This window comes from Marinobacter sp. (assembly GCF_046484525.1).
Taxonomy (GTDB): Bacteria; Pseudomonadota; Gammaproteobacteria; order Pseudomonadales; family Oleiphilaceae; genus Marinobacter.
Map to the genome: position 1 here is coordinate 21312 of NZ_JAWOIS010000001.1, position 12216 is coordinate 33527.

8 protein-coding genes, 2 tRNA genes and 1 riboswitch are annotated in these 12216 nt (G+C 58.2%); of the genes, 7 read left to right on the forward strand and 3 right to left on the reverse strand.

What is annotated here, in order from left to right; translation table 11 throughout:
• Positions 1-35: 35 nt before the first annotated feature.
• Positions 36-139, reverse strand: a riboswitch (TPP riboswitch).
• 253 nt (positions 140-392) lie between these two features.
• Both R6W86_RS00120 and R6W86_RS00125 read right to left on the reverse strand, forming a co-directional pair.
• On the reverse strand, positions 393-773 hold the full coding sequence (locus tag R6W86_RS00120; RefSeq protein ID WP_410327364.1) for a rhodanese-like domain-containing protein: 381 nt from the start codon (positions 771-773) through the stop codon (positions 393-395).
• A gap of 137 nt (positions 774-910) precedes the next feature.
• Positions 911-1012, reverse strand: coding sequence for a hypothetical protein (locus tag R6W86_RS00125; RefSeq protein WP_410327365.1), 102 nt, complete (start codon positions 1010-1012; stop codon positions 911-913).
• Positions 1013-1212: 200 nt separating this feature from the next.
• On the opposite strand from R6W86_RS00125, the gene R6W86_RS00130 reads away from it, so the two are divergent.
• The 3 genes from R6W86_RS00130 (at position 1213) to R6W86_RS00140 (ending at position 6403) form a co-directional block, all read left to right on the forward strand.
• Complete coding sequence (locus R6W86_RS00130) at positions 1213-2193, forward strand: hypothetical protein (protein WP_410327366.1); 981 nt, start codon at positions 1213-1215, stop codon at positions 2191-2193.
• 443 nt (positions 2194-2636) lie between these two features.
• Entirely contained in the window at positions 2637-3758 is a 1122-nt protein-coding gene (locus tag R6W86_RS00135; protein WP_410327367.1) for an exonuclease SbcCD subunit D, read from the forward strand.
• A complete protein-coding gene (locus R6W86_RS00140) occupies positions 3755-6403 on the forward strand; it encodes an AAA family ATPase (protein WP_410327368.1) in 2649 nt (882 codons plus the stop codon). The genes R6W86_RS00135 and R6W86_RS00140 overlap by 4 nt, the downstream gene beginning before the upstream one ends.
• 49 nt (positions 6404-6452) lie before the next feature.
• On the opposite strand, the gene R6W86_RS00145 is transcribed toward R6W86_RS00140, so the two are convergent.
• Entirely contained in the window at positions 6453-6659 is a 207-nt protein-coding gene (locus R6W86_RS00145) for a cold-shock protein (protein ID WP_092006293.1), read from the reverse strand.
• Positions 6660-7022: 363 nt separating this feature from the next.
• On the opposite strand from R6W86_RS00145, the gene R6W86_RS00150 reads away from it, so the two are divergent.
• The 4 genes from R6W86_RS00150 to fdhF all read left to right on the forward strand — a co-directional run bounded on the left by R6W86_RS00150 (position 7023) and on the right by fdhF (position 12039).
• Positions 7023-7098, forward strand: a tRNA-Gly gene (locus R6W86_RS00150).
• 88 nt (positions 7099-7186) lie between these two features.
• A tRNA-Cys gene (locus R6W86_RS00155) sits at positions 7187-7260 on the forward strand.
• 172 nt (positions 7261-7432) lie between these two features.
• Positions 7433-9148 carry an NADH-ubiquinone oxidoreductase-F iron-sulfur binding region domain-containing protein gene (locus R6W86_RS00160; RefSeq protein WP_410327369.1) on the forward strand — a complete coding sequence of 572 codons (1716 nt, stop codon included), beginning with the start codon at positions 7433-7435 and terminating at the stop codon, positions 9146-9148.
• Positions 9149-9159: 11 nt separating this feature from the next.
• Positions 9160-12039, forward strand: coding sequence for a formate dehydrogenase subunit alpha (fdhF, locus tag R6W86_RS00165; RefSeq protein ID WP_410327370.1), 2880 nt, complete (start codon positions 9160-9162; stop codon positions 12037-12039).
• Positions 12040-12216 lie beyond the last annotated feature (177 nt).

Genomic DNA, 12216 nt, shown 5'->3' on the forward strand with positions numbered 1-12216 from the left:
GATTCGATCTGGGGAACCATGCCGCGGTTTCACCGGAGCGGTGAATACTCAATCCCTTCGCCGGTACGAGCCGGATCAGGTTCCGCGGGTATGGTCTCAGCCCTTCCCTTTATGGTGGAGGGCACCCCGTTGAGTGGCGCACAGTATAGCACGTTAGCCATTGCCGCCCTCCAGTTATCCAGTTTGACTATCAGCGTCATTGTGTCGCGTATAGCGAACAGAGTTATGCGTAGAACTAAATGTATGGTTTTAGTGTGTGAGGTAACGACAGACACTCGCTACGGAGGAATGACTATGCAAATGCCTGTCGAGAGGGATATCACTGACTAAAAAGCCGCCTCCCGACCGGAGGCGGCTTTTTAGTATTTAAGTCCTGCCAATTGAGTCGATAGTCAGCCGAAATCAGGCAGTTCCGGTTTGACCACTGGCTTGCCGGCCTCCTGCCACGCGTCAAATCCTCCGGAAATAGACTGTACGTGAATGTAGCCCATCTCTTTCATGGCCTTGGCGGAGAGGGCGGAGCGGCCACTGTTCTTGCAGTAGATCACCATATTCAGCGCCCGGTCTTCCAAGGTGGGGTCATTGGTCAGCTTGAATTCCAGAATGCCTCTGGGAATGTTGACTGCGCCCGGAAGATGGCCGGCGTGGTATTCGTCGGCTTCCCGAACATCAATCAGCATATCCGCCTGCTTGATGGCCTCTTCGGATTTCTCCAAAGGTACTTCCATGATTTCGGCCTTGGCGGCCTGAACCATGTCGTGAACAGTCTTCATGGTGAAATATCCCGATAATCATTGGTAAAAAATGCCACCCCAAAAACGGCAGCGGCTGTACTGAATATACAGGAATTCTCGATCCCGATTGAGTTACAGGAACTTGGTTACAAAACTAGAAGTCCTTGCACTCTTAGTTAGTAGTCGCCGGACTCGACGCGGGTGTTGGCTCCGCCGGCAGTCCTGGCCGGCGGAACGATGACCGTGTCACGTTTCTTCCGGCCTTCCGGAGTAGCCACACCGTGCTCGTCCTTATCTTCAGGTGTGCTGGTCGCTGTGGTGATTGTCGTGTCCAAAGCGTGAAGTTGTGTGAATATTAAGCGATTTTCTGTCTTGTTTATCTGACCCACGCCATCTGATGGTCTATCTTTGTAATGGGACGGTCAGGATTGATGTTTCGTCGACCGACCGCAGATGTGGCAGTTGGAGGACAAAAAAAATGGATGTTATCAGGGTGCTGAGAAAGGGATCGCTCGTTCTGGGAGCTTCTGTCATGGCTGGGTGTGGCGGTGGAGGTGGAGACGGTGATACTGCGGTTGCGCTGACTTGTGAATCGGATGCTCTTCCTGCTTACGAGCTTACGCTGGATTTAGAGCATTATGCAGATCAGCAAGTTACGATCGCTACGGCTGACGATGTCACGAACATGCTGGGCATCTACAATGATGTTGAAGTTGGATTTGCCCTGATTGATAACGTTCGAACAGCATTAAAAAATCAGAGTGGTGATCAGCCTGCTTGCGTAAACGAAGCGGATGGTGGAACGGCAACCCTGAGTGTTTCCGGTTCCGGAAATAATATCGAAGAGCGTTGGCAATTTACCGATTGCGTTGTGAGTACTTCAGACTTTGGGCAGGTCCTCCTCACTGGAACCTATCAAAACGGAGAAGGGATTACAGACCAGACCAGCAAGTGGCAAAGAGGTGAAGAATTCGAAATCTACGACCAATTACAGGGTGAAATTGTTGACCCGGAAGCCGGAACTCCCTTCACGATTAATGGTCGGTCATCCGTGGTTTTCGAGGTTGAATTGGCCTCGGGCGACGGCTGTGTGAAAGAGAATGTTTCCGGCCTGGAATTTGAGTTGGGAGGAAAGTACGTTGCGCTTCCGGGTTCCGAAACCCTTCTGAAGAAAACCGGATCCACGACTGAAATCAGCATAGAGGGAACTCTCGTCGGCTCTTCCGTCGGTGGTTATCTGGAAGTATCGACACCGGATCCCATAGTCTTTGTGGAAACCCAAAACTGTCCTCGAGAAGGCACTATCAGTGTTTCGAGTGATGGAGAAGCTCGCGTCCTGTATGGCGACAGTGCCAATGGAACTGCCTCAGCGACCGGGGTTGCGGTATGGATTAATGGGGACTCCACAAGTTTCCCTTCATGCCAGGACATTGGCGTGGAGCCTCTCTCTAATGACTAATTGAAAAGGAATTCACGACTATGAAGATCAGATCCCTGTTGCAGGCTACCTCAGCCGGCTTGATATACGCCTCCGGCGCCCAGGCGGTGGGGTTCTATCCCGGCTATTTCGGTATCTCTGTCGGCACGGAATAATCGGCTTCACAAACTTCGAGCTCGGATATCGTTACATTGATGAAGTATCCGCATCCGGGACAGTTGAGGGTTTCGGATTTACCTCTGCCGAGGTCGACGGTCACTCCGACATCAACGTCTTCAGTATTGGCCCCGAGTTCCTGTTCTGACGTAAAAATGGGGTCAGATGAAAGCGTTCATCTGACCCCGACTTCTGCCCTCTTTATGCACCTCAAAGCTCCCTTCAATCAGAGTGTTGTGCAATTTTCTTCACGTACGGGTAACCTTGATTGCGTGTGAGAGAGCATGCATTCGGACAGGGGATAATTTGTGCCCAGATTTCTTCATACCGCGGACTGGCAAATGGGTCGGTCGTTCAGTCGTTTTGAAACGGAAGATGGCGCTGCGCTGGTCGAGGCCCGTTACGCAGCGATCGAAAGGCTGGCACAACTGGCGGTCGAGCAGAAGTGCGATGCGGTCCTGGTCGCGGGCGATGTGTTCGATGCCCAGGGCGTATCCGACCGGACTATCCGGCGGGTGTTCAATGCCACCAGTGTCTTCAAGGGCCCCTGGGTCATGCTCCCCGGTAACCACGATGCGGCCCTTGTCGAGAGCGTCTGGACACGGGCGCGACGTTTGAAAGCCGTACCCGAGAACATTCAGCTGGCGCTTGAGCCGGGTGTGATCCTGCTGCAAGAGCAGGGCATCGCTGTTCTCAGCGCACCACTGACCCAGCGCCATACTTACAGTGACCTGACCGAAGACTTCAGCGAGCGTAATTCGCCAGCTGGCCTTCTTCGGGTGGGGCTTGCCCATGGCAGCGTGCGGGGTGTTCTGCCGGATGAAGTGGACGCGACCAACCCGATCGCGCCGGACCGGGCGGAGCAGGCCAACCTTGATTACCTGGCTCTGGGCGATTGGCATGGCGCCAAGCAGATCAACGAGCGAACCTGGTACAGCGGTACACCGGAGCCGGAGCGTTTCCGGAACAACGAAGCCGGCTATGGCCTGATTGTCGAGATTTCCGGGCCTGGCGCGGTGCCGGACATCAAGCCCGTTGATACTGCCCGCTACCGCTGGCATCAGTGGCGGGAAACACTATCCGTGCCCTCGGACCTGGACCGGTTGATCGAGCGGATGGAGGAGCTGCCGGAAGTGTCGGTTCTGGATATCCGCCTGGATGGCGCGATTACCCTGGAAGGCCTCCAGCGTCTCGATCACGCGCTCTCGTTGGCGGAGGCGCGGTTCCGAAGCGTCAGTTGTGACCGTGCTGGCCTCCAGCTCGAGCCCACGGACGAAGATATCGCGGCACTTAACGCCGATGGCTACCTGGGAGAAACAATTGAGGAATTGAGGCAGCTCCAGCTGGGAGACCACCCGGAACCGGCGAGGGATGCCCTTGCTATCCTTACGAGCCTGCTCAATAGCGGTCAACAGGAGGTAAGCCAGTGAGACTGGAAAGACTCCGAATTGAACAGGTTCGCCAGTTCCGGAATCCGATTGCCCTCGAGGGGCTCCAGCCGGGCATCAACCTGATTCACGGTCCGAATGAATCCGGTAAAAGCACCCTGGTGCGAGCGATCCGGGCCGCCTTTTTCGAACGCCACCGCTCCAAATCCGTTGAAGACCTGCGTCCCTGGGGTGACTCCGCGGCGGCTCCGTCAATTGAACTGGGCTTCGAGCATGGCGGCCACAAGTGGTCACTGACCAAAAGCTTCCTCCAGCGAAAGCGTTGTGATCTGCAGGTTGATGGCCAGAGTTTCAGTGGCGAAGAAGCGGAAGAGAGACTTGCGGAGTTGCTGGGTTATCAGTTCCCCAAGAAAGGTGCGAGCAAGGAGGAGCACTGGGGTATCCCGGGGTTGCTCTGGGTCGAGCAGGGCACCGGTCAGGATATCGAGAAGGCTGTTGAACACGCTGGCGATCACCTTAAATCCGCCCTCAACAATCTGGTTGGTGAAGTGGCCAGCACGGGCGGCGATGATGTGATCCAGGCGGTGGAAAAACAACGGGCGGAACTGCTTACCGGAACTGGCAAACCCCGGGGGGAATACCTGCAGCTTGAGAAGGAGCGGGCGGAACTGGAAGGCGAGATTGCCGAGCTGCAAGCCCGGATCGAGCAATACCAGGCTCAGGTGGATCGCCTTGGAACACTAACGGCGGAGTTTGAGAGAGCGAACCGGGACCGACCTTGGGAGGACGCCCGCTGCAGGATGGAGCAGGCTCAGGAGCAATTCCGTCAGGTGGAGTCTCTTCAGGCGCAACAGGTTAGAGAGCAGGAAACCCTCGATCACGTACGTCAGAATCTGAATCTGCTCCGCCAAAACCTGGATCAGATGCAAAGTCAGGGCAAAAAACTGGAGCAGCGGGAAACCGATCTGCGTAAGGCTCGGGAGACTCTGGCCGAGGAAGAGGCCCGAGCCCCGGCTTTCGACAAGGCGCTTCAGGATGCCCGTGGCGCCTATGACGCGGCGCTCAAAACCGTTGAGCAGGCCCGCCAGCTGGAAAATCTGACCAGGCTCGAACAGGAAGTCACAAGGCTGGATAACCAATACAAGACGCTCCAACAGAGCCTGGACAAGGCCACTGATTTCCAGCAAAAGCTGGACGAGGCCAGAAAAAAGAAGCAGGAGAACAGAATTGACCCTGATCTGGTGCAACACGCCAGGGTGACCCGGCGTCAGCTCGACGAAGAAGGGATCAGGTCCCAGACCATAGCCACACGCCTGACCTGGCAGCTGGAGCAGGGACACAGCCTGCATCTCAGCGGCGAAAGTATCGAAGGGGAGGGTGAACGTCGCCTCCTCGAGGAGACCACCCTGGAGATTCCCGGTGTAGGACGCCTTGGAATTACACCGGGAGGAGAAGATCTCGCGAGCGTCCGACGCACTCTGGCGCATCTTGAACAAACACTGGGCGAACATCTTCGGGCACTTGGTGTCAGTAGCGTTGAAGAAGCGGAGCAGAAGCTGGCGAGGTATCAGGATGCGGAGCACAAACTGAAACACACCGAGGATCTTTTGGTGTCGGTTGCGCCTAAAGGACTGGAGCGTCTTCGAACTGAAACCCGGGATACCCTGACGGATCTGGAGGCTCGTAAACGTGAGCTCGATGCACTATGGAAATCTGCGGGAACCGCTGACGCTAACCTCCCGGGCCTCGCCGAGGCCGAAAGGGGCAGGGAAGAAGCGGAGCAGCATCTTTCAGAAGCCGAAGCTGCCCGGAGCAAGCACCAGACAGCCATCCTGACCGCCAGACAGAACGCGGAGAACGCCAACCGGGAATGGGCTCAGCTCAGTGATGAATTGAACAATTCCCGGAATCAGCGCCAGCTTCGCGAACTTGGCGACAGGATCTCGGAAACGGAGAAGCGGGAAGCGACAGTGCTGGGGAGCCTGGAAGTACTGGACAAGAAAATACTTCAGGCCCGACCGGACCTGCTTCAGCAGGATATCCAGCGCTTCCGGCAAGCCGCAGAAACCCAGCAAAAAGCCCAGGAAAACCGGGAGCGGGAGCTTCGGGATATCCGGGTCCGGCTGGAAGCTTGGGGTGCAGAAGGGCTTGAGGAGCAGCTCAGCGAGAAATCCGGAGAGTTCGAACATATCAATCGCCGGTATGGCGAACTGCACCGTCGTGCCCAGGCTCTTGATCTGCTGTTGAAAGTGCTCACCCGGAAACGCCAGGCATTGACCCGTCGCCTGCAGGCACCGTTGCAGAAACACCTGGATCACTACCTTTCGGTACTTTTCCCGGAGGTAACGCTGGAGGTGGATGAACATTTGATGCCGGGCAGGTTTACCCGAGGCAACGAGCTGGGACAGATGACGGAACTGAGCTTCGGCGCACGGGAGCAGATGGGGCTGATCAGCCGGTTGGCGTATGCGGACCTGTTACAGGAAGCAGGGCGGCCAACACTGATTATCCTGGACGATACCCTGGTGCATTCCGATGCGGAACGGCTTGATGGAATGAAACGGATTTTGTTTGATGCTGCGCAGCGGCATCAGATTCTGTTGTTCACCTGCCACCCGGAAAACTGGCAGGATCTGGGTGTCGAGCCCCGGGATCTGCAGGCGTTGAAGAGCCAGACCGTACCCTGAAAACGCAAAAAGGCAGCCGAAGCTGCCTTTTTCGTGTCTTGGCTGTTAGTTACAGACCAACCACGTTCTCCGCCTGAGGACCTTTCTGGCCCTGAGTCACGGTGAACTCGACCTGCTGGCCTTCAGCCAGAGTCTTGAAACCGCCGCCCTGAATAGCGCTGTAGTGAACGAATACGTCCGGGCCGCTTTCGCGAGTGATGAAGCCGAAGCCCTTGGATTCGTTAAAGAACTTGACGGTGCCGGTAGTAGTAGACATAGATAACAATCCTGAATTCAATATTTTCAATGTGCCGCCAGGGACCGTTGTGATCACTGATCAGCGATGTGCGGGAAACAAAAAACTGGCGGGATCAAAAACAGGACTTGCTACTGCTTGGCAGCGTCTTATTGATGAAATGCTTTGCTAAATCTTTCCAACGAGAGTCACTTTACTCCTGCCGTTCGGAAAAGGCCAACCTTTTCTCATAGGCATATGCACGTGTTATGCACGTGTAAGGGCAGCGCACAATCTTTGACCAACAAATCCCTATAAAACAGAAACTTGAAAAAAGGTATTGACGCCGGAACCGTAATCCGTAGAATACGCAGCCGTTGACGAGGCAATGCCTCTGAACACAGAGCGGGAATAGCTCAGTTGGTAGAGCACAACCTTGCCAAGGTTGGGGTCGCGAGTTCGAATCTCGTTTCCCGCTCCAATTTCTCACCGGTCAGCCGGTCGGAAATCACAACTCAAGTCTCTCAATGCCTCCTGAGAGCAAGAAGCCAGTATCACAGGCTTTCCCCGGCGCGGTGGCAGAGTGGTTATGCAGCGGACTGCAACTCCGTGTACGCCGGTTCGATTCCGACCCGCGCCTCCATTATTTCCCCCAACTTTCCGTACCTTGAAAGTTTCAGGTCAGGGTCCACTCCCTATGCAAACACTTTGCGATCATCTGGCGGCAGCACGGGCTGATATGCTTCAATGATTCGTAAATAGTCAGGCCAGCCTACACGGCTGTCTTTTTGTACTTCGGGGCCTGGTCAAAAACAATGAGAACAGACGAAAACAAGGGCAAACCCCGGCGCGCTGCACCCCGTGGCCGTCAACTGGAGCCCGTCGTACTGTCGGAGCTGCGGGATCTGATCGGTGACGAACGTGTCGATTCGTCATTGCGCCACCGCGATCGCCTGATCGAGCACCTGCATGCACTGCAGGACGCAAAAGGTTACCTCTCCATGCCTCGCCTTCGGGCGTTGGCGGCTTTCATGAATCTTCCCATGGCCGCCATTTATGAAACGGCCACTTTCTACGCCCATTTCGACGTTATTCACGACGACCAAACGCCACCACCCGAGATAACTCTGCGGGTGTGTGACTCGCTCTCCTGTCGTTTGGCTGGAGCGGAGGCGTTGCATCAAGCGCTATTTGATGGGGCTGATCCCGCCAAGTTGAGGGTGCGGCGCGCGCCCTGTATGGGTCGCTGCGAAACTGCGCCCGTGGTAGCCGTGGGGCACCATCATGTGCTGAATGCCAACGCCCGGAATGTTGAGGCGGCGGTAGAGCAGGGGCAGGTTCAGCCAGCGGAAGTCTCCTGGCAGCGTCTGTCGGAATATCGTTCGGCCGGTGGTTATCAATTACTGGCAGATTGCCGTGAAGGCCGGGTGAGCATCGAATCGCTGGCGAAGGAACTTGAGTATGCGGGCCTGCGCGGCCTGGGAGGCGCCGGATTCCCCGCGTTCCGCAAATGGCAGGCCGTGCGAGCCGAGCCGGGGCCACACTTTGCGGTGATCAACGCCGACGAGGGCGAGCCGGGCACGTTCAAAGACCGCTATTACCTGGAACGAGAACCCCACGTATTCCTGGAAGGCGCGCTGGTTAGCGCCTGGGCGGTTGAGGCGAAGGCCTTATACATTTACCTGCGGGACGAGTACCCCGGCCTGCGCGGTGCGCTGAAAGAGGCCATTGCCGAACTGGAAGCAGCCGCAATTATCGAGCAGGGCTTCGTGATCCTGCGTCGTGGCGCGGGCGCCTACATCTGCGGCGAGGAATCCGCCCTGATCGAGTCCCTTGAAGGCAAGCCCGGCAAGCCACGCCATCGCCCGCCATTTGTTGCCCAGAAAGGCCTGTTTGGCCAGCCCACCCTGGTTAATAACGTCGAGACGGTTTATTGGATTCCCCGCATCCACGCCCAGGGCGCCGACTGGTTCGCCAGCCAGGGGCGGCATGGCCGTCGCGGCCTTCGGAGCTTTTCGGTCTCCGGGCGGGTCGCGCGGCCGGGTGTGCACATCGCGCCTGCAGGTATCACCCTCAATGAACTAATCGAGGAATATTGCGGTGGCATGGCGGAAGGGCATCGCCTGCTGGCCTATCTGCCCGGCGGAGCATCCGGCGGCATACTGCCGGCCAGCAAAGCCGATATTCCCCTGGATTTCGACACCCTGCAGGAACACGGCTGCTTCATCGGCTCTGCCGCGGTCATCGTTCTGTCTGACCAGGACGATTTGGCCGCCGCGGCCTCCAACCTGCTGGGCTTCTTCGCGGATGAGTCCTGCGGCCAGTGCACGCCCTGCCGTGTGGGCACCGAGAAAATGCTCACCTTGCTGGAGCGGGATACCTGGGATGAGGAAACGCTCGAGCAGCTGGCCAGGGTGATGGCGGATGCTTCCATCTGCGGTCTCGGCCAGGCCGCACCCAATCCGGTGCTGAGCCTGCTCCGAGACTTCCGCAGTGAACTCGCCAGCAGCAACCTGATCGCGAAAGGTTAGGGGAGGCAGCCATGAGCCATCCAAAAACAGCCATGAGCGATGCGACCACAAGCTTTACCCTGACACTCGACGACGTTGAGGTTCAGGCCTTCCCCGGCGAAACCCTGTGGCAGGTGGCCAAGCGCGCCGGTGAGACCATCCCGCACTTATGCTTCAAAGACGCCCCGGGTTACCGCGCGGATGGCAATTGCCGCGCGTGTATGGTGGAGGTGGAGGGTGAGCGGGTGCTCGCCGCAAGTTGTATCCGCGAGGCAGCGCCCGGCATGGTAGTGCGAAGCGCAGCCTCCGCCCGTGCCCAGGAAGCCAGGAGAGCCGTGCTGGAATTGTTGCTGGCCGATCAACCTGCGCGAAATAGCAGTCCCGATCGTTCAAGCCATCTGTGGGAAACGGCGGATCAACTGGCCATTGATGCCGGTGCCGTGCGCCAACGCCTCCCGGCCCATTCAGAGTGGGACGAGCCAACGGTTCACCATGTTGAGCCGAGGTCCGATGCATTGCCCCATGCCCGGGGCCATGATGCGACCCATTCAGCCATGAGCGTCAACCTGGACGCCTGCATCACCTGTGGCTTGTGCGAGCGCGCGTGCCGCGAGGTGCAAGGAAATGACGTTATCGGCCTGGCGCATCGTGGCGCAGCATCCAAGGTGGTGTTCGATTTCGATGACCCCATGGGGGATAGCACCTGCGTTGCCTGCGGCGAATGCGTGCAGGCCTGTCCGACCGGCGCCCTCATGCCCGCCACCCTGATCGATGGCCAGGGCCGGGGAGACTCCGCCACGGCCGACCGCACTGTGGATTCAGTCTGCCCCTACTGCGGCGTTGGCTGCCAACTGACCTATCATGTGAAAGACGAGCCCTCTGAGGCCGGAGAGCAGGGCGGGCGTATCCTTTACGTTGAAGGCAGGGATGGGCCCTCAAACCAGGGCCGGCTCTGTGTAAAGGGGCGTTTCGGCTTTGATTATCCCTCGCACCCGGCACGGCTCACCCGGCCGCTGATCCGCCGGGAGGGCGTGCCCAAGGGACTTGATCCTGACTTTGACCCGACCAATCCGTTAACTCACTTTCGAGAGGCAAGCTGGGAAGAGGCCCTGGATCTTGCGGCAAACGGATTAACCCAGCTAAAAGCCCAACGCGGGCCGGATTCGCTGGCCGGCTTCGGCAGCGCCAAGTGCTCCAACGAAGAAGCCTGGCTGTTCCAGAAGCTGGTGCGCACCGGTTTCGGCTCCAACCACGTTGACCACTGCACGCGGCTTTGCCACGCCAGCTCCGTGGCCGCATTGATGGAATGCCTGGGCTCTGGCGCAGTCACCGCTTCCTTTATGCAGGCGATCGAGGCCGATGTGGTGATCCTCACCGGCTGCAACCCGGCGGTGAACCACCCGGTGGCCGCCACCTACTTCAAGCAGGCGGCGCGAAACGGCACCAAACTGATCATCATCGACCCCCGGGGCCAGGCGCTGGATGCCTATGCCTGGCGCAGCCTGCGTTTCTCGCCGGGTGGCGACGTGTCACTCTTCAACGCCATGCTCAATGTGATTATCAGCGAAGGACTCTTTGACCAGGCCTACATTGACGCCCACACCGAAGGCTTCGAGGCATTGGCAGCGAGTGTCGAAGGTATGACCCCGGAGTTGATGAGCCCGGTCTGCGGCGTGGCACCTGAGGTCATTCGTGAAGTTGCCCGTGCCTACGCGGGTGCGGAGCGTGCGATGATTTTCTGGGGCATGGGCATCTCCCAGCACGTGCACGGCACCGATAACGCCCGATGCCTTATTTCCCTGGCTCTCGCATGCGGCCATACGGGCCGGCCAGGCACTGGTCTGCACCCACTGCGGGGGCAGAACAACGTGCAGGGTGCCTCCGATGCCGGCCTGATCCCCATGGTCCTGCCTGATTACCAACCGGTCGGGGATGCCCAGTTGCGCGCCGCGTTCGAAGAGTTATGGAACACCGAATTGGACCCGGAGCCGGGGCTCACCGTGGTGGAGATTATGGATGCCATTAGGGCGGGCACCATCAAGGGTATGTACATCCTCGGCGAAAACCCCGCGATGTCGGACCCGGATCTGACCCACGCCCGGGCCGCTCTCGCTGCCCTGCAACACCTGGTAGTTCAGGACCTGTTCGTCACGGAAACCGCCCAGTTTGCCGACGTCATCCTCCCTGCCGCCGCCTGGTCGGAAAAATCAGGTACTGTCACCAACACCAACCGCCAGGTGCAAATGGGCCGTGCCGCACTGGCCCCGCCGGGGGAGGCAAAGCCCGACTGGTGGGTTATCCAGGAAATCGCCCGGCGTTTCGGGCTGGGTTGGAACTATGCCGGCCCCGAGCAGGTGTTTGAAGAGATGAAGCAGGGCATGCATTCACTCGATCATATCTCCTGGTCCCGACTGGAACGCGAAGGATCGGTGACCTATCCATGTCCGGCCGATGACGCCCCGGGACAGGACGTTGTTTTCTCCGATGCCTTTCCCCGCGCCGGAGGCCGGGCCAAGTTCTCGCCAACCCGGCCACTGCCGCCGGATGAGCCGGTGGATGGGGACTATCCCATTGTTCTGACCACCGGGCGACTGCTAGAGCACTGGCACACCGGCGCCATGACCCGTCGCAGCCGGGTACTGGATGAGCGGGAGCCAGAAGCTGCCGCCTTTTTGGCACCAGAGGAGTTGGGGCGTCTCGGCGTAGCATCGGGTGATGCAATCCGGGTTGCCACCCGGCGTGGCAGCATCACCTTGACGGCGCGGGCCGATCAGACCATGCCCGAGGGCATGGTGTTCGTCCCTTTCGCCTTTGTGGAGGCGGCAGCCAACCTGCTCACCAACCCCGCGCTGGACCCGGATGGAAAGATTCCGGAGTTCAAGTATGCGGCGTGCCGGCTCAGCCCGGCGTAGCCCATCGCTGCAAGAGCTCCCATCAAATCATGATACTTGTAGGCTTTCCTAAACCGATCGCGTATGGAGTATGTGTCAAGTGGTTGGCGATCTATAGAAAACATCGCAACCCCCTCTGTGCATCCCGTTTTCAGCTACACTTATTAAACTGAATGTTTGATTGGTTTATAGGTCGCC